The organism is Paenibacillus castaneae, from assembly GCF_002884445.1.
Classification (GTDB): Bacteria; Bacillota; Bacilli; order Paenibacillales; family Paenibacillaceae; genus Pristimantibacillus; species Pristimantibacillus castaneae.
Genome location: NZ_KZ614144.1, coordinates 1,933,520 through 1,958,809 on the forward strand (window position 1 = coordinate 1,933,520; position 25,290 = coordinate 1,958,809).

Here is a 25,290-nt window from a genome sequence, read left to right on the forward strand (position 1 = left end):
TCGCTCTTGTAGGGACAGCCACCGCCATGTTCCTCCTCTTCCAATCGCAGATTGAACGGACCGAATCGAAGGAAGAGCCGGTGGAACTCGCTACGAACCCAATTATATACGCCGATGCTCCCGACCCGGACATCGTCCGCGTAGGCAATACGTATTACATGGTGACGACAAGCATGCATATGATGCCCGGATCGCCGATCATGTCATCGACCGACCTCGTAAACTGGGATATTATCGGCTACCCATATGACCGCCTAGAGGAGAACGACGCGTACAAGCTTAAGGGCGGATTGAATGCCTATGGAAAAGGTTCTTGGGCGAACAGTCTCCGTTATCATGACGGCAAGTTTTATGTGCTAACGGCATCACTTGATACCGGAAAAACCTATCTCTTCTGTGCAGAGGACCCAAAAGGGAAGTGGACACGGACGGAATTTGAAGGTTATATGCACGATCCAGCGCTTCTGTTCGACGATGACGGCAAAGCATACATCATTTTCGGCATCGAGAACCTCACAATTAAGGAATTGACTTCCGACTATAAGGCGATCAATCCAAGTGGTCTGAATAAGGTTATCCTAACCTCCGGCAAAGAGGGGATGGAAGGGGCACATGCATATAAAATAAACGGAAAGTATTATATCACCACGATTTGGTGGGAAAAGGGGCAAATACGTAAGCAATTCGTCTACCGTTCCGATCGGATCGACGGTCCGTACGAAGGAAGGCTAGCATTAAGCGACACGATGGGCTACAAGCAAAACGGAGTTGCACAAGGCGGTTTGGTGGACACGCTGGATGGAAAGTGGTACGCCATGCTCTTCCAAGATCATGATGCGGTAGGACGAACTCCGGTATTGTTGCCCGTGCAATGGCAGGACGGTTGGCCGGTATATGGCGACCCCGAAGGCAAAGTGCCGCTCCAAATCGTGAAGCCAGGCACTGGCACGGCAAAGTCATCCCTAACCAGAAGTGACGAGTTCTATCAGGAACGCACTGCGGAAGTCGCTGCAGTATCTGTTGAATCGGCCTCTCCGTTCCATCCCCATTCGGATGAGGAACTTGTCAGGAATGGCGATTTCAACGTCATGCTGATGAATTGGACAGCGAAGGATGGCGCGCAAATATCCGTGGTCGGAGATCCTTCCGATGCGGCCAATCAGGTCGCGTTTATCGCGAACCGTCCCGCTACGTATGCTGGGATCGGGCAAAATATGGCCGGCAGGCTCGTACCAGGCGAACGTTATAAGGCGAAGTTCCTAGTCAACTATACACAAGGGCCTGAGACGAAAGAATTTGTACTGACTGCGAAGATAACGGCAGCTGGAGAAACGAATTACGTCAATCTCGTCAAAGGGATTGCGAAGCGGAGCGAGTGGACTGAAATATCCGGTGTTTTCACGTTAGACGGCAATCTCAATAATATTCAGCTGTTCTTCGAAACACCCTGGACGGATAACCCCGATCCCGTCAACGATCGCATGGATTTCTTCCTCGATCAAGTATCAATTAAGGCCAGTCCATTGACAGATGCTGAGAAAGGCGAAGCGATGCCGAACGGCTCGGTTCTCGGACTACAATGGCAATGGAACCATAACCCAAATCATACGAAGTGGTCTTTGACGGAGCGGAAAGGCTTCCTTCGCCTGACAACCGATGGAGTCGTTGGTGACCTGCAGCAGGCGAGAAATACGCTGACGCAAAGAAGCCAAGGGCCTCGAAGCTCCGGATGGATCATGGTGGATACCGGCAGCATGCTTGACGGCGACTTCGCCGGATTGGCTGCATTCCAGGAGCAATACGGGTTTATTGGCGTAACGAGAGAGGGCGGCAAGCGCTACCTCGTTATGGCTGAGAAAGGAGGGGAGAAAGCAAGAGCCGAGCTAAAGCAAGAGCAGGTTCACTTGAAGGTTGATTTTGACTTTGAGGCAGACAAGGCCAAGTTTTTCTATAGCCTGAACGGAACGGACTGGACCGCGTTCGGAAGCGAACTGCAAATGCGGTATACGATCCCGCATTTTATGGGCTATCGCTTCGCGTTGTTCAACTACGCCACGATACAAGACGGAGGCTATGTGGATTTCGATTACTTCCGATTCAGTGACGACGAAACGGGCGTCACAACGCCTGCTGTATTGTCCGCTTACCTGAAGGAAGACGCAATCAAGCTGAGCAAGGAGAAGGGCAATACATACAATGTCAGGTTACTCATGGACGACTTCCCGAAAGGTGCTGAAGTGAAGCAAATTCACGCAAAGCTGCGCGTTCCTGATGCGTTCGAGGTTGAAGCCATTATTCCGAGTCCCAGCAACGTATCGGCAACGCGAGTCGCCTTTCAGCCAGCGGCGAACGACTTGGAGCTTCAGATCGGCAATGCCGACGGAACGGCCATTTCGTTCGCCAATCGGGATACAAGTAAAGAACTGGTGACCATCAAACTAAAGTTAAAAAGGGAGCTGACGGAGAGAATGAAAGAAGAACTGAAAGTAAGCAGTTTGGAAATTATCCAAGCAGACAACCAAACAAATTCGTATGACGTAAGCGGAGCTTCCGCTCAATTGAGCTTTGAACCACCGGCCAGTGCAATCGGCAAGCTGCCGCCGAACGGCAATCCGGTCGTGTCCCATAAGTTCGGTGCCGATCCTTACGCGCTTGTGTTTGGCGACCGTGTTTACCTGTACAACACGAATGACGTGTTAGAATATGACAAAGACGGAAACGTGAAGGATAACACCTACAGCTCCATCAACAAGCTATCAGTTATTTCATCAGCTGACCTGATGAACTGGACAGACCATGGCGTGATTAACGTCTCTGGTCCGGAAGGAGAAGCCAAATGGGCAACGCAATCATGGGCACCCGCGGCGGCTCACAAAGTCATTAACGGCCAAGACAAGTTCTTCCTTTATTTTGCTAATAACGCCAGCGGCATCGGTGTGTTGACGAGCGATAGCCCAATTGGGCCGTGGACAGATCCAATCGGCAAGCCGCTTATTTCGAGATCGACGCCAGGAGTGGAGAGCGTAACGTGGCTATTCGATCCTGCCGTTCTCGTTGACAATGACGGCAAGGCATATATTTACTTTGGAGGCGGCATCCCGGAAGGCAAGGACGAGAAGCCTGATACGGCGCGCGTTATGCAATTGGGAGACGATATGATCAGCGTCATTGATAAGGCGGTCGTTATTCCAGCGCCGTTTATGTTCGAGGACGCCGGCATAAACAAGGTCGGAGGCACTTATTACTTTACGTATTGCTCTAATTTCTATGGCGGGACGCGTCCGGAAGGCAGTCCGCCTGCAGGAGAAATCGCCTACATGACCAGCGACAATCCAATGGGGCCATGGACATACCGGGGAACGATTCTGAAAAATCCAGGACATTTCTTCGGGGTAGGAGGCAATAACCATCATGCGATGTTCCAATTCCAAGAAAATTGGTATATGGCTTACCACGCACAGACGCTTTCCAAAGAAATGGGCGTTCCGAGGGGCTACCGTTCGACGCATTTGAACCACGTAAACTTTAACGGAGATGGCTCCATTCAGGAAATAGCGGCCGATCTGCAAGGAGTCAAGCAGATCAAAAACGTCAATCCATTCGCTCGCGTAGAAGCGAATACGTTCGCGTGGAGCGCGGGAATCACGGTTCAGTCAGCTACCGAGGCCAGCTTGCGTACGCCTGATGTTGGAATGGTGATTGCAGACATCGACAACGGAGATTGGACGGCTGTAGCTGGGGTTGACTTCGGTGAAGGTGCTTCTTCTTTTGCCGCAGCGGTATCGGGTGCAGACGAGGGCAGTATCATGGAGCTTCGCCTAGATCGTCCAGACGGCAAGCTGATCGGAACGCTCGTCATGCCGAAGGCGGACGATTCAGACAGGTGGATAGAATTGACAACATCTGTCGAGGGGGTCGAAGGTATTCATGACTTGTATTTTGTGTTCAAAGGCAAGGCTGGCCGGAAGCTGATGACGTTCGGCCATTGGCAGTTTAGTAAATAGCTTGCCTCACTACTTGTAAAGCAGTTGCTATGAAGTGAATCTTTCTTAGGCAGCGCCAGCCGGGGCAACCGTCTGGCGCTGTTATTTATCTTTAGAGAAACACTGCATTATTTGGCAGTTATTATCAATAACCTATCGTTTCTAGGGTAAACGAACAAGAAACGAACGGGTACTGTTATTGAAATGAAAGCGTTAAAATTATGAATAATACAATCGACTTTTAGTTTCACATAACTGCTGCAGGCCTAGATTTGCAGCAACTATGTGATGAACAAGGAGGTTAGCGATGTCGACGAAGGTAGAGTTACCGATGGAAGCAAGCAATGAGACCATATTGAGGGCTATCGGCCTCAAACGGGTTTTCGGTAAAGGCAATGCCGCTGTCACCGCCTTGTCAGATGTTCATTTGGAAATACCGATGGGATCGATGGTTGCGCTCAAAGGCAGATCCGGGTCGGGCAAGACGACCTTGCTGAACATGCTTAGCGCACTCGACGAGCCGACGGAAGGGCAAGTGTTCTTCCGGGGAAGGGAGGTTACACGTATGTCCGGGAAGGACCGAAGCGTCTTTAGGCGTAAGGAGATCGGCTTGGTATTCCAATCTTTCGGGCTGATTCCGTTAATGAACGCTTACGAGAATGTAGAATTTGGCCTCCGTGTAGCAGGTACCCCGGTCAAGGGCAATCGCGCTGCAGCGGAACAGGCTCTGGAGAGAGTCGGCATGCGAGAGAGAATGAAGCATCGACCGGCAGAGCTGTCAGGCGGCGAGCAGCAGCGCGTGGCGATTGCCCGCGCTATTGCGCATGAGCCTGTGCTGCTCATCGCGGACGAGCCTACGGCGGAGTTGGATAGCAAGATGGGGATTCAGGTTATGCGCGTATTCCGCGAGCTTGTGAAATATTCCGGCATGACAGTCGTTCTGACGACGCATGATCCTGGAATTATGGAGCTTGTCGATCATGTCATCGCATTGGAGGATGGAAAAATTGTATCGCAAACGACTAACGATTAATAAACGTAGGAGACTGTTGCCGAACGCGTGTTGTGTGGCCGTCGCGCTTGCGGCCACGCTGCTGTTCTCCGGATGTGGGCTGCTCCCCGTTGAGCAGGAAGCGCTTCAACCGCCACTCGTGCAGCCGGCACAGGAAAAACTGGATATTGTGAAGGCAAGTCGGGGAATGATTCAAACCTATCTCAAAGGAACGGCCCATTTCGTATCTTCGAGTGCAGAGAATCTGTCGTTCAAAGATTCTGGAGGTCGCCTCAAATCTATCAACGTGACCGTCGGCCAAGAAGTGAAAGCAGGCGACCTGCTCGTGGAACAGGAAACGGGTGATCTCGATCTCCAGGTCGGCCTGCAGCGGCTTAACTTGGAACGAGCGCAACTGCTGTTCAAGCAAGCGTACGATGCCGAAGCAAGTCAGATTGACCTGCGCCTTCGCGAGATCGATTTGGAGCGTGAGAAGATGTCGCTGCAGTCAATGGAGACACGTCTTCAGAAATCCAGATTGTACGCGTCAATCTCTGGAACCGTAACCTTTGTCGAGACGATGAATGCGGGGGATTTTGTCAATGCTTATCAATCAATTGTGACCATTGCGGATACATCCCGCATGCAGCTGTCGTATGTGGCCGCGGACATGAAGGAGGTTCATCCAGTAGAAGCAGGCATGCCCGTTAACCTGAAATATAAAGGAACGGCGTATACGGGCAAGGTGCTTCAAGCCCCTTCCAACGTGCCTGTCACCGCGAATAACAGTAAGATGGAACGCAATGCGGTGACCCTCTACATGAGCATGGACAACAAGCCGGATGGCATAAATATCGGAGACAGTGCTGAGCTTATGATTGAGCTCCAAAAGCGCGAAAATGCCATCATTTTGCCGCGCTCAGCGATCCGCTCCTATATGGGACGCTATTACGTGCAAGTATTAGACGGCGAACGCCGCAAGGAGGTCGACATAGAGGTAGGGCTGATTACGCCAACTGAGGCGGAGGTAGTCAAGGGACTAGAGGAAGGCCAACAGGTCATTCTGAACAACTAACTAACAAAGAAGTCCCGGTTTTTTCGGGCGCAAGGATGGGGTGTACTTATGGCCTTATGGACGATGATCCTCCGCAAGATGGCGAACAACAAATGGCTGCAATTGAATCTATGGATTGGCCTTACAGTATGCGTGGCCTTGTTTAGCTCCATGCCGCTATATTCGGAGGCCATCCTGCAGAGAACGTTGCAAAAGGAACTTCAATCGGTGCAGTTTCAGGAAGGTGTGTATCCAGGTTATATCCGGATCGCCACGACCGTATCCGCGACAACGATGGATGAGAAGACAATCGAGGCTATCAAGCGGGCCGACCGATTCGTTCAAACGATTCCGCAACGTGCGGGACTCGGTGCTTTATCGTTCTACCAGCAGCGTTTCACACAGCGCATGAAGGTGTACGGAGCAGATGCTTCGGAACAGGAGAAGCAGTCGCAGAAGGCGGCAGGCAGCATCAAATCGCTCTCCGGCATGGAGGAACGCGTACGGCTGATCGACGGCCATATGCCGGCTGTCCGTACCGACGGCATCATTGAAGCATTGGTTACTCAAAAATTTCTGATCGCAACAAAACGCGACCTCGGTGAAGAGCTCATCGCGGAAGCGCCGGATAAAACAAAATTCCGTATTATTCCGGTCGGGATTATGGATACGAATCCTGCAGCCGACTCGTATTTGCCGTTCCTGACAAGCGAGGATAGCGACGGTTTCATCATACCTTTTGAGCAGTTTGAGAGCGAGTTTGTGATTGGCGGCAAGACGAAGCTGTCCAGCTTGGATTGGCGCTTCGCTCTGGATTATGAACATTTATCCGTTGACACGATTGCCCCATTCGTCCAGACAGACAAGGACATACGGCGCTACTTCCGCGGTCGAATTGGAGTCGACGAGGTTAATATACCGGCAATCTCGACCGTCGCCTCTTATCAAGGCAAGCAAGAGAAACTCGATATCATGATGTTGTCGCTTTACTCGCCGGTCATGCTGATGCTTGCATTTTATCTCTTTATGGCCGCCAATCTTATCATTGATCGGCAGAAGACGGAAATATCCGTCCTTCGCAGCCGCGGGGCTAGCCGCTTGCAGATCATGGCGGCTTATACGCTCGAAAGCCTCTTTTTAGGGATTAGCGCTCTAGCAGTCGGGCCTTTCCTCGGCATAATGTTCACGAAGTTTCTTGGCGCATCGAATGGCTTCCTCGAATTCGTTGAACGTTCGGCACTCGAGGTGAGCCTGTCAAGCAGTGCCTACTTGGTGTCGGTTGCTGCGGTAACCGCTGCCATTGCCCTAATCTTGATTCCCGCTTTCATAGCGACGAGAGCCAGCATCGTGAGCCACAAGCAGCATAACGCCCGGCAGAACAAGACTACGTTCTGGCATAAGACCGGTCTTGACATTCTGCTCGTCGGAGTATCAGTCTACCTGCTGTACAACTTTAACAAGCGGCAGGAGGATTTACAGCGTTTAGGGCTTGATTCGGATTCGCTGCAGCTCGATCCAATGCTGTTCCTCATGCCCTCTCTGTTCGCACTCGGCGGCGGCCTGCTGCTGCTGCGGGTATATCCTTGGTTCATCCGCCTTGTCTACCTGGGGGGCCGCAAGTGGTGGTCGCCTGCGCTATACAATACGCTGGTGCAAATTAGCCGATCGTCAGGGCAATACCAGACAATTAAGCTGTTCTTGATCATGACCGTTGCGACTGGGCTCTTCAGTGCGAACGCAGCCCGCACGATCAACGACAACATGGAGAGCAAGATTCAATATGCTCTTGGCGCTGATATGACGGTTACAACCCGCTGGGAGAGCGACGCACGTCCCAGTACTAATACGTCATCCGCGCCGGAGGTAAAGACTGATACGGCAAGCGCCAGCTCGAATCGGGTCCAATATACGGAACCGCCGTTCAAACCTTTTGAAGAGCTGGAAGGCATCGAGGCTACCGCGAAGGTATTCAAGAAAATAAACGCTCGCTTCGTCACGCCAGTCAGTGGCTCGAGCGGCACAACTACTATCTTCGGCATTGACACGATGGACTTTGGCCATACAGCCTGGATGAAGGATGGACTTCTTGATCATCCGATTAACGGCTACTTGAATCTATTGGCGCCGAATCCGAAGGCGGTTCTCATATCTCGTTCGATTGCAGAGAAGGCGAAAGCGAAGCCTGGTGATACAATAAGCATTTCTTGGGACGGTCTCGACCAAGCACAGTTCATAGTCTACGGCATTATCGATTACTGGCCAAGCTGGAATCCGCTGTCGAGTAGCGATAACAACAAAGCCGAAAAGCCTAATTTAATCGTGGGCCATCTGGGGACGATTCAGAACAGGTTGGCAGTCGAACCGTATGAAGTATGGCTGAAACTGAAGGACGGGGTATCTAGCCAGACCATTTACGATCAATTGGCGGAGAAGAAGCTGAGAATCGCCAGCTTGCATGATGCAACGCAGGAGCTAATTCAATCCAAGAACGATCCGTTCAGACTTGCAATCAATGGCGTTATGACGCTTGGCTTCGTCATATCGATGCTGATCAGCTTTTTCGGGTTTCTTCTTTTCTGGGTGCTGACCCTCTCTGGGAGAACGCTGCAATATGGCGTGCTTCGAGCCATGGGTATTTCGTTCTCGCAGATTATCGGCATGCTCGTCAGCGAACAGCTATTCACCTCCGGGGCTGCGGTCATCCTCGGTGTTATTATCGGCAATTCAATCAGTGAACTGTTCGTGCCGTTGTTCGAAATGTCGTTTGCCACGAAGAATCAGGTGCCGCCTTTCGAGATTATCCATCAGCAAAGCGATTACTTGCAGCTATATGGAATCATCGGGTTTACTCTGACGGTCGGCCTGTTGATACTTGGTTACCGCTTATCGCGTATCCGAATTGCACAAGCGCTGAAGCTGGGAGAGGAGTAATAAATGATTGAATGCGAAGGACTCGTCAAAATATATAAAATGGCTGATCTCGAAGTTTTTGCCTTGCAAGGCCTTGATTTGCAGGTTGAGAACGGCGAGTTGATGGCGATCATAGGAAATTCTGGAAGCGGCAAGTCGACGCTTCTGAACATGCTTGGTGGTCTAGATAAACCTTCGGCCGGCAAATTGTTCGTTGATGGGAAGGATTTGTTGAAATTCAAAGAAAAGGAACTGGTTGCTTACAAACGGGAAACGGTCGGCTTCGTGTGGCAGAACAACGCGCGTAACCTCATCCCCTATTTGACTGCTCTAGCAAATGTGGAGCTTCCCATGCTGCTGCACGGCAACCGTCGGCGAGCGCGCGCTTTGGAGCTGCTGGAGGCAGTAGGCCTCGGCCACCGGATGAATAACAGGCTTAGTGAGTTGTCCGGTGGGGAGCAACAGCGGGTAGCGATCGCGATTGCGCTGTCGAACGATCCGAAGCTGCTTCTCGCCGACGAGCCGACGGGTTCGCTCGATACGAACACGTCCAATCAAGTGCTGGATCTGTTTCGGTCACTCAATCAATCCATCGGTATAACGATCGTTATCGTAACGCACGACCCGTTACTTGCGCGGAAGGTTGACCGTGTTGTCCAAATTCGGGATGGCAAAACTTCCGCGGAAATGATCCGCAAAATATCGTACACCGAGGAGCTGGCAATGCTGGATGCCGAGAGCAGCCTGCAAGAGGCCGAGAGCCACACGGAATTTGCGGTGCTCGACAAGGCGGGACGGCTTCAGATTCCATCTGGTTACCTAGACGCGGACGGCTTTAAAGACAATAACAAAGTACGCGTGGAGATGGAAGAGGGACGTATCGTCCTTTACCCATCAGAAAGCAAGTAGACTGACTCACAAATGCTTGACGGCAAATGGCCTGAAAAATCCGTAGAAAACAAAAACTCAAAGAGCCGAATGCTGTGTTCCTAAGCATTCGGCTCTTCACTTTAAATTCGGAACCCACAATTTGCAGCGTAATAATAGATGCATTTCACGAGTGGTGAAAGCGGTTACGCAATAATGGAGAACATTTTCCGGTATTCGTTAGCGCTTACACCGGTATACGATTTAAACTTTTTGTAGAACCAATCTATCTCCGTATAGCCGATCTCGTTAGCAATTTCATAAATTTTCAGATCGGTATTTTCGAGCAGCAGCTTCGCTTTTTCCATTCGCTGCTGAAGCAAATATTCATTGAAGGTCATGTTCTCGTAATATTTGAATTTTTGGCCCAAGTAAGAGCAATTAAAATGCAAGCTAATGGAAATCTGCTTCAATGTGATGTTTTGATTCAATGCATCATCTACATATTCCTTTACTTTCTCGATGATATTGACAGGGGGACAGGCATCCTTATCCGTCGGTGTCCATAATAGCGCTTTATTTTTGTCAGTATCACAATCAAGGTCCTGCTTGACAGCTTGCAGACTTGATGTTAACTCTTCAGGCGAGACGGGGTTCGGCAAATAGTCACTCACTTGATAATAAAGGGCCTTCCGGGCAAGCTGGAAGTCATTGCTCCCGCCGATCAGGATGATAGGTACGCGGCTTTTCTGGCGAATATAGTCGCATAGGAACAAGGCGTCACTATGGGCGGTGTTCATGCCGATCAATATAATCGAAAACCAGTTTCTATTTAACAAAGCGATAGCTTCTGCAGGTTTGCTGGCATAACCGTCCAGTTCGAATCCGATCTGGTTCCACTCCAACATACCTTGCAGCATCTCCATCGACGAAATAGAGTCAGAGTCGACAAGCAGCACTTTATACACGATGGTTACCTCCTAATTGCGTTTGCGGTACTTTGAACATCCTCTTACTGGAGAAAGACTACGCTTTAATTATGTAAAATAGATGGAAATGAAACAATGTGCTTTTCTTTGCATTGCTAACAGTTTTTTACCTTTTGTTAAAAAACGGATCTTTATTAATCAAAACATATTACCTATATAGAATTTAACGGGTGATAAATCCACTTTTAGACAGGTTGTTTCCAACCTTATGAAAGCGCTACACTTTTTGTTGTAGTTCACTAAACTAAGGGGGATTCGCAATGAAAATTCGCAAAATGATGATGATGTTGTGCACACTCGTTCTCGTGCTTTCCGCATGCAGCAGCGGCTCTGGCAACAGCAACACCAAGAACAATGGTATGGGCAACGGTTCGAACAAAGATGCGAGCACGGAGACGACAACACCGGAAGTAGAAAAAGAAGAAGATGTAAGTTCGCCTGTGATGGACTTCGACATGGGCGGTAGAACGATCAAAGTCGTTTCGTGGTGGAATATGGAAATAAACGAGGATAACCCTGACAATATTCAACGCAAGAAAAATCTGGATGAACTGATGAAGAAGCACAACTTCAAAATCGAGTACATCGCAATCGATTATGGCGAGTATCAACAGAAAGTCACTGCATCCCTGTTAGCCGGCGAACCTATTGGCGATATCGTTCGTTTAGGTAAAAACTATACGATTCCAACGTTGGTGAAGCAAGATTTGCTGTGGCCAGTTGACGAGTATACGAAAAACACGAAGGTTTTCAATCAAAAGGCTACGAACGAATATATGCAATATGAAGGACGAGGCTACGGATTTAGCGAAGGCCAAGGAAATCTTATCCAAGGTGTTTTCTACAACCGTACGCTTATGAATCAGCTTGGCATGAAGTCGCTTCAAGATTATGTAAAGGAAGATAATTGGAATTGGGATACATTCGTACAAGTAGCTAAAGAAGCTAATAAAGATACAAATAACGATGGCAAGCTGGACACGTGGGGCCTAGCAAATTCGCAGGTGGTGGAGCACGCTCTGTACTCGAATAATGCCTTCCTGACCAAAGGAAACAAACAAAATCTCGATGACCCTGCTACACAGGAAACATTGAATTTCTTATCTAAACTGGCTACTGAACAGGTTTATAGACCTTCTGAGGGTGGAGATTGGACAGAGCCAGGCCAATTCTTCCGTCAAGGCAACACACTAATGTATGCCGGGGCTATTTATGAGCTGGGAGGCTTTAAAACGGATATGCCGGACGTTGACATCGGCTTCGTTCCGTTCCCGAAAGGACCAAGCACGACTGAGTACCATTCAGGTGAAGGTGCGTTCCAAGCGCTCACGATTCCGAAAGCGATCCAGCATCCGGAGCAGTTGTTGTACATCTGGGAGAAAATCAATGATATTGATTCTGAATACGATTATCCGGATCAAGCTTCCCTTGAAACTTTGTTTAGCAACGAAGATGATATCAACAATGCCCGTGAAGTGGGAGCTGGAATGATTGTATTCGATCACAATTCGTTCCCGAATTTAAAGTTCTGGGATTTTGTCGGTGAAATCAATAGCGGGATCTCGGTGTCCACGGTTGTCGAGAAATACAAAGCGACGTTCCAGGCGGCGATTAACGAAGTGTACGGTTCTTAACATGTGACAGCGTGTGACCAACAGTCCCCATTTAGAATTATTTTCTATATGGGGACTGTTGTTGAATAAAATCTCTTGCTGCAGGAGGGAGAACAGTTGAACTTCAGAAAGAAGAACTACGTCATTATCATACTAGTTCTTGCCGTACTGGTATCGTCGATATGGGCTTTCTTTCCTTCAGATTCGTCCGATAATAGGCGCGCCATGGCAATGGCGGACTTCAAAGCCGTTACGGCATCGGCAGGAGAAGATGGCTATGATGTGTATTTAAAAAGCCACTCAGCTGCGGTAAGGCCGGATGAGGTCATCCGAATCGAGGGCGAGAGTTTCTCGAGAACGACCGGCGATGGCTTCGAAATCGCAGATCGTCTGAATGGGCTTGACGGAAAAGCGGTAATCACGCCGGAATCCGGGGCAATTAGTTGGGATGTGAAAGTTGAGCATGCAGGTTTGTATAATGTGAGACTTCATTATTTGCCTATAGAAGGAAAAAGCTCTGCCATTGAAAGACAGTTTTCTATTAACGAGGAAATCCCTTTTAAGGGTGCTGACATCCTATTATTCGACCGCATTTGGGGGAATAGACAGGATGAGATCGAGAAAGATGATCGGGGCAATGAAATTCGTCCTAGACAAGTTGAAAAGCAGGCATGGCAAATCTCTGCATTGACTGACCGTAACGGTTATTATGACGAGCCTTATTCCTTTTATTTCGAGAGCGGACAGCAATCGATTTCCTTAACGGCCTTAAGGGAACCGATGGCGATTGATTATATTGAGCTGTACCAGGACCATGAATTAATTAAGTATCAGGATAAGAAGCGGGAATACGAGCTGGAAGGAATCAAGCCCGTCAAGGATCAGTATATTGTCATCCAAGCGGAGAATGCTGTCTCCAAGTCATCGCCTACTTTATATCCGTTATCGGACAGATCGAGTCCAACCGTCGTTCCTTACAACGTATCGAAGATCAGAATTAATACGATTGGCGGAACGAACTGGAAGCTTCCCGGGCAGTGGATCGAATGGGAGTTCCAGACTGAAGAAGACGGATTGTATCAAATCGCGCTGAAGCAGAAGCAGGATCAATTGCGTGGGGTTTACGCTACGAGAAGCTTGACGATAGATGGACAGGTTCCATTTCAGGAAATGAAGCGTCTTCGCTTTAATTTCGATCTAGATTGGAAAATGAACGTGTTAGGCGGAGATGAGCCTTACCTTTTCCATTTGACGAAGGGTACGCATCGCATTCGCATGATGGTTTCTCTTGGCGATATCGCCCCTTTGATTCGAACGATCGAATCGAGTGTGCTTCAACTGAACGAATTGTACCGAAAGATATTGATGATTACGTCGAATACGCCCGATCCGTTCCGTGATTATCAATTGGAGAAGCGAATTCCTGACATGGTCAAAACGTTTGAAGAGCAAGCAGTCGTAATTCAGAGTGTGGCTGATTATTTGGAGCAATCGACGGGAGAACGAAGTGATAAGGTAGCTGTTCTTCATACGATGATCGGCCAACTGAAAGAAATGGCGATCAATCCAGAGACTGTCGGCAATCGCTTGAATGCATTCAAGGTCAACGTCGGTGGTCTAGGCACATGGATTCTTACCGTGCGAGAGCAGCCCCTTTCCCTTGATTATTTGATCGTTTCTTCGCCAGACCGGAAGCTTCCGCGAGCTAAAGCGACGTTTATGGAGAAGATCAAGCATGAGCTTGGGGCTTACTTTGCCTCGTATTCGGAGGATTACGACAGTATTGGCAATACGAACGGGGAGCAAGACAAGAAGATCACGGTCTGGATCACGACAGGTCGAGATCAGGCACAAGTGCTCAAGAGCTTAATCGATGACTCCTTTACGCCGGAATCGAATATAGCAGTAGACCTGAGACTCGTGCCTGGCAACATTCTTCTGCCGGCTACGCTAGCTAGCGAGGGGCCGGACGTCGCCATGCAGATCGGTGAAGATGTTCCGGTGAATTACGCCATGAGGGGTGCGGCAGCAGATTTGACGAAATTTGCCGATTTCGATGAAGTCTCAACTCGCTTCCATGACAGTGGACTCGTACCTTATAAGTACGATAATGGCGTTTATGCCTTGCCTGAGCAGCAGTCGTTCCCGATGCTCTTTTATCGAAAGGATATTCTTAAAGAGCTAGGCTTGACTCCGCCAAAAACATGGCAGGACATCTACAACATGATTTCCGTTCTTCAGAAGCATAACATGGAATTCTGGCTGCCGATCGAGTCTACGAACGCGAGTCTTGTTCCGAATGCGACCTTCTCCATGCTGCTTTATCAGAATAGTGGCGAGTTTTATCAGAAAGGCGATAAGAAGAGCGCCCTTGATAGCGATATTTCAATGGAAATGTTCAAGAAGTGGACGCAATTTTATACGAACTATAAATTCCCTGTGCAGGCGGATTTTCCTAACCGATTCAGAACGGGTGAGATGCCGATCGGCATCGCGGATTATACGACTTACAACATGTTGACGGTCATGGCGCCGGAAATCAAAGGTTTATGGGATTTCACAATCGTGCCAGGCACTGAGAAGGAGAACGGCACTGTTAATCACGAAGTGGCTAGCCATACAACAGGTGTCATGATGTTGGAAAACACAGATAATAAGGACGCGTCGTGGGAGTTCATGAAATGGTGGACCAGCAAGGAAACGCAGATTGCTTACGGACGCGAGATGGAAGGCCTGATGGGAGAAGCTGCACGCTATCCGACGGCCAATGCCGAAGCGCTCGAGGAATTGCCGTGGCCGGTCAAAGATTATACAAATCTTGCGAGCCAATGGGAGTGGGTCAGAGGTATTCCGCAAGTGCCTGGCGGCTACTTCACCGGCAGACATCTGGACAATGCGTTCCGCAAGGTCATCAACGCCAGCGAGAATCCTCGAGAAGCATTGAACGATTACGTGCTGTACATCAATGACGAAATCGAGATCAAGCGGAAAGAATTCAATTTACCGTATTAGTTTGGGGGTGGAATCCATTGCAAGCCGAAACAACCAGTCAAGCCGTGTCTAACCTTATCCATCCAAAGAAAAAATCAAGATTGGCTCATGTGTGGACAGATTTGAAAAAAAATAAGCATTATTATTTTCTAATGAGTCCGTATATGCTTATTTTCTTTACTTTTACAGTTATTCCCGTCGTCTTTTCATTAATTCTCAGCTTTTTTTATTTCAACATGCTTGAATTTCCTCGGTTTGTTGGATGGCAGAATTACTCAAGATTGTTTCTGAATGATGACATATTCATGATTGCACTGAAGAACACATTTATATTTGCAATCATTACCGGACCGGTCAGCTACATTGCTTGCTTTATTTTCGCATGGATCATCAATGAGCTTTCGCCAAAGGTTCGGGCATTTATGACTTTGATCTTCTATGCGCCGGCGATTTCAGGGAACGTATTTTTCATTTGGTTAATCGTATTTTCCGGGGACCGATACGGTTATTTAAACGGTTTCTTGATCAAGCTCGGAGTCATATTGGAACCGATTTTATGGTTGACGAATGAGAAGTATATTCTTGTTATTATCATGATTGTACAGCTCTGGCTTAGTCTGGGCACCAGTTTCTTAGCCTTTATTGCCGGATTGCAGACGGTTGACAGGACGCTGATCGAAGCGGGCGCGGTAGATGGAATCAAAAACCGTTGGCAGGAACTATGGTTCATCACGCTGCCCTCAATGAGGCCGCAGTTGATGTTCGGTGCAGTTATGCAGATTACAGGGTCGCTTGCTGTTGCTGACATTACGATAGCCCTTGCGGGCTTTCCGAGTGTCAACTATGCAGCGCATACGATTGTTACGCATCTGATGGACTATGGCACCATTCGATTTGAGATGGGCTATGCGTCCGCTATTGCGACTGTGCTCTTTGGCATTATGATCGGAACCAACAAGCTGACGCAAGCTTTGCTCAGAAAGGTAGGTGAGTGACGTTGGTCGTGAAAATGATGAGCGTATTCAGAACGACGAGAAAGCTGAATCGTTCTTTTACCGTCAGCTTTATATTGTTCGTGTTTCTTGCTGTGTTCGGAGCTTTCATGGCGCTGCCGTTGATTTATGCGGTGAACAATGCATTCAAACCACTTGATGAATTATTCATCTTCCCACCGAGATTCTTTGTGAATAATCCGACACTAGAGAATTTCTACGACCTAGTCGCATTGATGGGCAATTCATGGGTGCCGCTATCGCGCTATATCGCCAATACGCTGCTCATTACAGTAATCGGGACTGCAGGACATATATTGCTCGCATCCGCGGCGGCATATCCGCTGGCGAAATATAAATTTCTTGGCTCGAAGATGCTGTTCTCGATTGTCATCCTGTCGCTCATGTTCTCAGGACATGTCACGGCCATTCCAAACTACATGGTTATGTCTTGGCTCGGCTGGATTAACACCCATGCATCGATTATTGTGCCGTCGCTCGCGTTTCCATTAGGGTTGTTTCTGATGAAGCAATTTATCGAGCAAATTCCGACAGCCTTGTTGGAAGCGGCCAAGATTGATGGGGCGAATGAATATCGAATTTATTGGAACATTGTTATGCCGAATGTTAAGCCTGCATGGTTAACGCTCATGATTTTGCAGTTTCCTGCACTTTGGGGGACTGATGGAGGCAGCTTCATATACAGCGAGAACTTAAAGACGCTTCATTATGCGCTTGGTCAGATTACAGCAGGAGGAATCGCCCGCGCAGGCGTTGGAGCGGCAGTAGCGCTCATCTTGATGGTTGTTCCGATTACGCTCTTTGTCATCTCTCAGAGCAGCGTCATTCAGACGATGGCTACCTCCGGGATGAAAGAGTAGAAGGGGGACTTGCATGATGTTGAAGAGCAAATCAATAGTAAGAGCGTATCTTCTCGCGGTGGTTTGTTGCTTAATTGGCTTAAGCGAGGGAGGAACTCTTGTGTACGCGGAAGGCGGCGGGTCGTCCTATAATTATTCCGTTTGGGGCGACACTGTTGCAGCGCCTTCCGCATACGAAGCAAAGCTTTTGCTGAACGGCATTTCCTTGGGGGTCGGCGCATTCAACAATCCGAGCGATCTTCATGTTACAGCGGACAACGAAATCTATGTGCTGGATTCCGGCAATAATCGGATCGTCGTGTTGGATCGACAGTTTCAGAAGACCGCAATTATCGACTCCTTCGAGCATGACGGGCAGTCTGATACTTTCCTTAACCCGCAAGGCATTTTTGTAACGGAGCAGAAGCATGTTCTGATAGCAGATACGGGAAATAAACGTGTCGTTCACCTCGACCAGAATCACAAATTGGTGAAGATTGTCGATAAGCCCCAATCTGATCTGCTTCGAGAAAGCTTTGATTTTCAGCCAGTCCGTGTCGTCATGGACAAAGCGCAGCGTGTCTACGTTATGGCAGTCGGCGTGTTCGACGGATTGATGGAATTTAGCGCAGAAGGGGCATTTACGTCTTTCATCGGCGCTAATCGCGTTATGGTCGATCCGGTCGAGCTATTCTGGAAGAAATTGTCAACAAAGGCACAGCGTAGTCAGATGATCATGTTCACCCCGACAGAATTCACGAACTTGGATATTAATGACGAAGGATTTATCTATGCAACGAGCGGGGAATGGGGCGACAATATCCGCAAGCTGAACGCGCAAGGCAGTGACATACTGAGGAGAACGGGCTACTTTAATCCACAAGGGGACATTCGCTATACAAGCGCTAGTGGGCCTTCTAGGCTTATTGATATCGATGTGACGGACAGCGAAATCTACTCCGTTCTCGATTCTAAGAGGGGCAGGATTTTCACTTACAATGGCGATGGTCATTTCATGTACGTATTCGGCGGCTTAGGCAACCAGCTAGGCAAATTCAACTCGCCGGTCGCTATCGAAAGGGTAGGGGACGATTTCCTTGTTCTGGATAAGGCGTTCGGTGAAATTACCGTATTTCAAACAACGGAATACGGCCGGACGTTGAATGAGGCGGTCAGAAGCTACTATAGAGGCGAAGAGGAAAAAGCATTTCATCTTTACGAACAGACAATCAACATGAACGCCAATCTCGATTTCGCTTATTCAGGAATCGGCAAGTCGATCCTCCGGCAAGGCGATTATGAAGAGGCAATGCGGTATTTCAAGCAAAGCCTGGATCAGGGCAATTATTCGAAAGCGTTCCTGCTTTATCGCAAGCAAGTGCTGAGAGAACACTTCGGCACGATTATGACTGTGGTTATCGGGCTGGTCGCCGTCTTCCTGCTCGTACGGATTTACCGGAGAATGTTGAATAGAAAGAGGGGTGTTTCGGTTGAATAGAGAGATCCTTAAATACCCTTTTTACCTCATCATGCATCCCTTTAACGGTTATTGGGAGATGAAATATGAAACCAGCAAGAAGATGAACTTGATTTTATCCTTCGCGATCTTGCTGTTGTTGGTCTTGACCAATGTTCTGGGCAGCCAGTACAGCGGGTTTTTGGTTCATATCTATAATCCCGCCGAAATGAACAGTCTGATGGAGGTCACGTACGTAATCGTGCCGGTGTTGTTTTGGTGCGTGGCTAATTGGTCGCTGACGACACTAATGGACGGAGAGGGAAAGTTCGTTGAAATATTCACATCGACCTGTTTCGCGCTTATTCCGATGGTCATCATCAATTTTCCATGGATTTGGCTAAGCAATGTCATATCGTTGCAGGAGACGACATTCTACTATTTCTGCAACAGCTTTGCCGTCTTGTGGTCTATGTACTTGTTGTTTATAGGGAATATGACCGTGCATCAATTCACGCCGAGCAAGACGATCGGAACGATCATACTAACGATTGTGGCCATAGGTTTCATGGCATTCATCTGCTTATTATTTTTTAGCTTAGTCCAACAAATGATATCTTTTGTAACTGTTATTTATCAAGAAATCACCATGAGGAACTAAGGAAGGAGGAATGGAGATGCGTATGGCCAGAAATGCCATATTGTCAGCGTTTATGGTTATCGGGCTGCTGATTGCTGGCTGTTCCGGATCAGGCAATACGAATCCAGCAGATGAACGCGAACAGCTGGAGGCTGCATTCACGCAAGGCAAAGCATTGAACGCTTCTTTCACGGACTCGCGCGTCGCCGGCATGAAGGGAATCGCTGAGAATGATGGGCTGCGGCTGTTTATTAATGACGAGACAGGCACCATCGCTGTGCTCAATAAGCGCAGCGGTGAAATATGGTACAGCAATCCACCTGAAGGAGAAACAGATCCAATTGCAACAGGGGTCAACAAAGGCTTGCTGACATCGCAATTGAAGATTGAATACTATAATAGTTTCGGTCAGGTTAATTCGATTAATACCTTCTTGGATAGTGTGGCCTACAAGCAGGTTAATTTCGAGGCCATTCCAGATGGGGTTAAAGTTACTTACAAATTCGGGAAAGCCGAGAAAACGGCCTTGGACTTGCCTTTAATGCTAAGCGCTGCTCGCCTAGAGGAATTGTCGGGCAAGCTTGACAAGGTGGGACAACGTGCTTTGCGTATCGCGTATGCTGAAGATAAAGAGAGTTCTGCGTATGTTCGGAACGACAGAGCGCTGAACGGACTTCAACTAGATCGAGCATTCAAAGCGTTTGAGGATGCCGGATACACAGATGAGGACTTGGAGAAGGATATGGCCGAGCTGAACTTTACACAGGAGATACCTGCGCCTAGAATCTTCCTAGCCTCAATCGAGTATACGCTTGATGCCGACAGCCTTATTGTCAAAGTCCCAATTGGAGATATTCAATCACCCCGCGAATATCCGGTCAGCAACGTCTCAGTTCTAAGCTTCTTCGGAGCTGGGGGGACGGATGAGAAAGGCTCCATTTTCGTGCCAGACGGTTCAGGTTCGCTGATTGCTTTCAATAACGGTAAAACCAAATATCCAGCCTATCAGCAAGCGGTATATGGAGCTGACCTGGCGATGGAGACGGTTGAGGACGCGATGAATGAGCAGACTGTTCGACTACCGGTCTTCGGCATCATTCGCGAGAGCAATGCCTTTCTGGGCATTATCGAAGAAGGTGCGTCGACCGCCACAATTAGTGCTGATATCAGCGGAAAATTAAACAGCTATAATTATGTTTACCCGAACTTCAACGTCATTAACAAGGGATCTCTGACTCTCCAAGCGAACGGCTCGGAGCGTACGTTGCCTAAGTTCCAGGAACATCCGACGAAGAGCGATTTTACAATCCGCTACGCCTTTCTGAGCGGAGAAAACGCTTCGTATCAAGGCATGGCTGAATATTACCGTCAATATTTGGAACAAAGGGGTGGACTTCCCGAGCAAAAAGCCGAAAATAAGGATAAAGAGCTTCCATTCTATCTTCAGGTCATTGGAAGCATCTCCAAACAGAAGCATTTCGTAGGCATCCCATATCGGACGCTCGAGCCCCTTACAACTTTTGAACAGACGCAGCAAATGATTAACCAGATGAAAGAACTTGGCATTGACAATATCAAGCTGAGATACGCAGGCTGGTTCAATGGCGGCCTTGATCACAAGGTGCCGGAAGGCGTTTCGGTTGATCGAGCGATAGGCGGGGCCAAAGGATTGCGAGGTATGACGTCATTCGCTAAGGAACAAGGCATCGATCTTTATCCGGATGTTGCCATCCTGACTGCTCATACAGGTAAAGGGTTTAACGATAAAGAGGATGCTTCTCGATCATTGCGAGGTGTGCCTGCGGCGTTCTATCCGCTTGACATAGCGCTTAATCGGCGCGATCGGAACAAGTCGCCGTCTTATGTCGTATCGCCGCGTCGAGTTGGCTCATACGTGGAAGAGATACTAAAGGACTTGAAGAAATACGATACGGGCGCCGGCATATCGCTTCGAGATTTAGCAGATCAGTTGAACAGCGACTTCCGCAAGAACAAGCAAATCGATCGGACGGAGTCAGAGGATATCTCGATTCAGGCGTTGAAAGATATTCACGAGGCGGATTTAAAAATCTTAGCCGAAGGAGGCAACGCTTACGCCCTACCTTATTTGACGGATATTACAAATGCACCGATGTCGAACAGCAAATACAAGCTTGAGGATGAAGAAATTCCATTCTATCAGATGGTTATTCGCGGCCACATCGGCTATACGGGGACACCGTATAATCTGACTGCCTATTCGAATGTCCGCCAATATATTCTGAAATGCCTGGAATATGGCTCTGGCGTATACTTTGAATGGATTCATGAGCCGAATTATAAGGTGAAGGAAACGGATTTTAGCCATTTGTACGCTGTCAATTATGAGTTATGGTTGGATCAAGCTTCTGATATTTATAAAGAAGTGAACGCGGTTCTGAAAAACGTTCAGAACGAGCGGATCATCGCACATGAGAAGCTTGGCGAAGGATTGTTCAAAACCATCTATGAAAGCGGCTTGTACGTTATCGTGAACTATAACGATGCCAAAGCGACAGTGGGCGGATTGACGGTAGAAGCCGAGAGTTATGTGACGGGTGGTGAGCAATCTTGAAATCGATAACGAAGCTTGTCTTTAGACCAAGGACGTATGCTGAGCAGAAGTCGGTTTGGGGCTTTCTCTATGTATTGCCGTGGCTGCTTGGTTTCCTATTTTTCTTCCTGATTCCGTTATTGTATTCGTTGCAATACAGCTTCAGCTCCATTAAGGCTAATGCGAACGGCATGTCGATCAAGTTTATCGGCTTTGCCAATTACGTGGAAGCCTTGACGGTTAACACGAACTTTAACCGCAGATTAACGGAAGCAATCGTGAATATGGTCATTAACGTACCGTTAATCGTCATTTTCAGTTTATTCCTTGCTGTATTGCTTAACCAGAAATTTGTCGGCAGAGCCATTGCCAGATCGATTTTCTTCCTTCCGGTTATTCTCGCTTCCGGCATTATCGCGAATTTGGAAGCGTCCAGCTTGGTGCAAGCAATCAACGAGCAGAACGCGGGCTCCGGCGGTCTAATAAATTCGTTAGGCACATTCGAACTGCAGCGCATTATGCTGAGATCAGGCGTGAACGAGAATGTAGTCTTCTATCTCTCGGATGCTGTCAACCGAATCTACCAGATCGTAAGCCAATCGGGCGTGCAAATCTTGATTTTTCTAGCGGGGATTCAGACGATCTCTCCCCAGCTTTATGAAGCGTCCAAGATCGAAGGTGCTACCGGCTACGAAGCATTCTGGAAGATCACTTTTCCAATGGTCAGCCCGCTCATTCTCGTTAACGTGATCTATACGATTATCGACTCGTTCTCAAGGAACGGTATGACGACACTTATTAAAGAAACGGGATTCACGAGCTTCAACTTCGGGCTCAGTTCGGCTATGGCGTGGATCTATTTCTTGGCCATTATGGTCATCTTGCTGATTAGTACGTATTTCATATCCAAACGGGTCTTCTACCAGGAATAGAAGGAGAGTGAGAGCTTTGATAATGACCCGATTATTATCATTGGAAAGTTGGAAGCGAGGGCTATGGACATTCGTTCGGCTGGTATTGATCGCAGGATTATCGTTCGTTATCCTATATCCGATTATTCAGAAAATCTCCACATCGATCAAGGACAAAGCCGATATGTACTCGCCAATAGTCGTATTCATTCCAGAGCATTACACGCTCGATAATTTCAAAAGTGCGATGTTCATCATGGATTATTGGCATACGCTGCTTAACACATTGGCGCTATCCAGTACAACAACGATTTTGACCACCGTATCATGTGCGCTTGCAGGCTATGCGTTCGCTAGGCTTAAATTCAAGGGAAGCAATCTGTTGTTTATGGGCGTTATCTTGACTATTCTGGTTCCGCCTACGACGATTCTGATTCCCATTTATATGAACCTGAAAGACTTTACATTGCTCGGCTTAATTCCGTTGTTGACTGGCAAATCACTGAATCTGCTAGATTCGTACTGGCCATTCATCTTAACCTCGATAACGGCGAACTCGTTAAAGGCAGGCCTTTACATATTTATATTCAGGCAGTTTTTCCGGGGCATTCCGAAGGAGGTTGAGGAAGCGGCCTATATCGATGGAGCTAGTGTCAGCTCAACGTTCTTGCGTATCATGCTCCCGAACGCAATGCCGTCTATCATCACTGTGCTGCTCTTCTCGTTCGTGTGGCAATGGAACGACAGCTTCTTCACGACGACGTATTTGACGTCGAGCAAGGTAATGTCAACACAATTGGCATCTCTGCCTTACAACCTGGCGATTCTGCTTGAAGGCGGCGCAACAACCAATAAAGATCCCTTCTTTATGAGCATGGTGCAGGACACCGGTATCCTGCTCGCTATTTTACCGCTTGTTATTCTTTATTTATTCGTACAGAGGTATTTCGTCGAAAGTATTGAACGTACTGGAATCGTCGGTTAGGGAAGTCTCGTTATATGCATAACGCCCTGTGGGAACTTGCCAGAATTGGCGGCTCTCTGGAGGGCGTTATTGCTATATTGCTTGTCAAAGAAAAAATTATGAACTGGAAGGTGGTTTATAGCCATGACTGATGCCAGCAAAAAGATCGTATACGCGGTTATAGCAACTGTCGTAGTGATTGCGATCGTTGCCGTTCTCATATTGAACAATCATAAGCCCGGGGCAACCCTGCAAGAAAACGACCTGAATGAATCAGCGATGAAGCAGACGGATGCCCCGACGGTCAGCGTCAACTCAGTCGATAAAAACGCCGATACAGAGGGGAGACAAGTAGAAGGAAAAACGACGAAGCCGCCGACCGAGCCTTCGGTCGAGGCGGATATCCCGTCGCTGGCGGAAACGTTCGCCAATTACTTCCCGATCGGAGCGGCAATCGAACCGAACCAAACGGTAGGACTCAATGCGGAGCTGCTCAAGAAGCATGTGAACTGGCTGGTCGCGGAGAACGTGATGAAGCCGGATGCGATTCAGCCTACAGAAGGCAATTTCACATGGGACAATGCGGACAAGATCGTCAGATTCGCGAAGGAAAATGGTATGGAGGTACGCTATCATACGCTTGTTTGGCACAACCAGGTAGGCGCTTGGTTCTTCAAGGATGCCGAAGGAAAGCCAATGGTGGATGAGACGGATCTGGCGAAGCGCGAAGCGAACAAGAAGCTGCTGTTGAAACGTCTAGAAACACATGTCCGCGCGATCGTGGGACGATACAAGGATGATATCCATTCGTGGGACGTGGTAAACGAGGTAATCGAACCGGGTGACCCTGACGGGATGCGAGCGAGCGATTGGTACAAGATTACAGGTACCGATTATATCGAGACGGCTTTCCGCGCTGCGCGCGAAGCGGGAGGGTCGGAAGCTAAGTTGTATATCAATGATTACGGCACGGACAATCCTGCGAAGCGCGATAGGATGTACGAGCTTCTAAAGGGAATGCTGGACAAAGGCGTACCGATCGACGGCGTCGGTCATCAGACGCATATCGGAATTCACGGGCCGACTGTCGATTCCATCGTAGAATCGATGCAGAAGTTCGGTGAGCTTGGCCTCGACAATCTCGTTACCGAGCTTGATATGAGCATCTATGCTTGGAACGATCGCAGAGATTTAGGTGAGGATATACCGGACGACTTGCTTGAGAAGCAAGCGGATCGATACCGCGAACTGTTCGAAGCATTCAGAGCCAATAAGGATATTCTAAGCGGTGTTGTCTTCTGGGGAATCGCGGACGACCATACATGGCTACATTCCTTCCCAGTAACGCGAACCGACGCGCCGCTCCTGTTTGATAAGCAGATGCATGCGAAGCAGGCTTTCTGGGCAGTAGTCGATCCTTCCGGGCAATCGAAGCCATCCACGTAATCATTAATAGAGACAATAACAGGAAAAATTCTCGTTAATTCGCTGTGAAAA

The 25,290-nt window shown here is 48.4% G+C and carries 16 protein-coding genes; 15 read left to right on the forward strand and 1 reads right to left on the reverse strand.

Annotated elements, in window-relative coordinates; translation table 11 throughout:
- Positions 1-26 precede the first annotated feature (26 nt).
- From CEF13_RS29150 to CEF13_RS08310, 5 genes are all read left to right on the forward strand, one after another.
- A complete protein-coding gene (locus CEF13_RS29150) occupies positions 27-4,004 on the forward strand; it encodes a family 43 glycosylhydrolase (RefSeq protein WP_243864538.1) in 3,978 nt (1,325 codons plus the stop codon).
- Between the two features lie 286 nt (positions 4,005-4,290).
- Positions 4,291-5,016 (forward strand): ABC transporter ATP-binding protein, encoded by a 726-nt coding sequence (locus CEF13_RS08295; RefSeq protein WP_243864516.1) that lies wholly within the window; start codon positions 4,291-4,293, stop codon positions 5,014-5,016.
- Positions 4,982-6,049, forward strand: a complete 1,068-nt coding sequence (locus CEF13_RS08300) for an efflux RND transporter periplasmic adaptor subunit (RefSeq protein ID WP_102710249.1) — start codon at positions 4,982-4,984, stop codon at positions 6,047-6,049. The genes CEF13_RS08295 and CEF13_RS08300 overlap by 35 nt, the downstream gene beginning before the upstream one ends.
- Positions 6,050-6,097: 48 nt before the next feature.
- A complete protein-coding gene (locus CEF13_RS08305; protein WP_102710250.1) occupies positions 6,098-8,959 on the forward strand; it encodes an ABC transporter permease in 2,862 nt (953 codons plus the stop codon).
- Between the two features lie 3 nt (positions 8,960-8,962).
- Positions 8,963-9,847 carry an ABC transporter ATP-binding protein gene (locus CEF13_RS08310; RefSeq protein ID WP_102710251.1) on the forward strand — a complete coding sequence of 295 codons (885 nt, stop codon included), beginning with the start codon at positions 8,963-8,965 and terminating at the stop codon, positions 9,845-9,847.
- 164 nt (positions 9,848-10,011) lie between these two features.
- Here the strand turns inward: CEF13_RS08310 and CEF13_RS08315 are convergent, their stop codons facing one another.
- Positions 10,012-10,773: a helix-turn-helix domain-containing protein gene (locus CEF13_RS08315; protein ID WP_102710252.1), complete on the reverse strand. Its 762-nt coding sequence runs from the start codon at positions 10,771-10,773 to the stop codon at positions 10,012-10,014.
- A gap of 281 nt (positions 10,774-11,054) precedes the next feature.
- On the opposite strand from CEF13_RS08315, the gene CEF13_RS08320 reads away from it, so the two are divergent.
- The 10 genes from CEF13_RS08320 (at position 11,055) to CEF13_RS08365 (ending at position 25,239) form a co-directional block, all read left to right on the forward strand.
- Complete coding sequence (locus CEF13_RS08320) at positions 11,055-12,428, forward strand: ABC transporter substrate-binding protein (protein WP_102710253.1); 1,374 nt, start codon at positions 11,055-11,057, stop codon at positions 12,426-12,428.
- Positions 12,429-12,524: 96 nt separating this feature from the next.
- Positions 12,525-15,419: an extracellular solute-binding protein gene (locus tag CEF13_RS08325; protein ID WP_102710254.1), complete on the forward strand. Its 2,895-nt coding sequence runs from the start codon at positions 12,525-12,527 to the stop codon at positions 15,417-15,419.
- Positions 15,420-15,436: 17 nt separating this feature from the next.
- Positions 15,437-16,393: a carbohydrate ABC transporter permease gene (locus tag CEF13_RS08330; protein WP_102710255.1), complete on the forward strand. Its 957-nt coding sequence runs from the start codon at positions 15,437-15,439 to the stop codon at positions 16,391-16,393.
- Between the two features lie 14 nt (positions 16,394-16,407).
- Positions 16,408-17,271, forward strand: coding sequence for a carbohydrate ABC transporter permease (locus CEF13_RS08335; protein ID WP_424991966.1), 864 nt, complete (start codon positions 16,408-16,410; stop codon positions 17,269-17,271).
- A gap of 16 nt (positions 17,272-17,287) precedes the next feature.
- Positions 17,288-18,748, forward strand: a complete 1,461-nt coding sequence (locus CEF13_RS08340) for a hypothetical protein (protein WP_102716282.1) — start codon at positions 17,288-17,290, stop codon at positions 18,746-18,748.
- Positions 18,749-18,779: 31 nt separating this feature from the next.
- Complete coding sequence (locus CEF13_RS08345) at positions 18,780-19,367, forward strand: YIP1 family protein (RefSeq protein WP_424991967.1); 588 nt, start codon at positions 18,780-18,782, stop codon at positions 19,365-19,367.
- 16 nt (positions 19,368-19,383) lie between these two features.
- Positions 19,384-21,939, forward strand: coding sequence for a DUF5696 domain-containing protein (locus tag CEF13_RS08350; protein ID WP_102710257.1), 2,556 nt, complete (start codon positions 19,384-19,386; stop codon positions 21,937-21,939).
- Entirely contained in the window at positions 21,936-22,850 is a 915-nt protein-coding gene (locus tag CEF13_RS08355; protein WP_102710258.1) for a carbohydrate ABC transporter permease, read from the forward strand. Before CEF13_RS08350 ends, CEF13_RS08355 begins: the two co-directional genes overlap by 4 nt.
- A 22-nt stretch (positions 22,851-22,872) precedes the next feature.
- Entirely contained in the window at positions 22,873-23,814 is a 942-nt protein-coding gene (locus CEF13_RS08360) for a carbohydrate ABC transporter permease (protein ID WP_424991962.1), read from the forward strand.
- A 123-nt stretch (positions 23,815-23,937) separates the two neighbouring features.
- Positions 23,938-25,239: an endo-1,4-beta-xylanase gene (locus CEF13_RS08365; protein ID WP_102710260.1), complete on the forward strand. Its 1,302-nt coding sequence runs from the start codon at positions 23,938-23,940 to the stop codon at positions 25,237-25,239.
- The last annotated feature ends 51 nt before the right edge of the window (positions 25,240-25,290 follow it).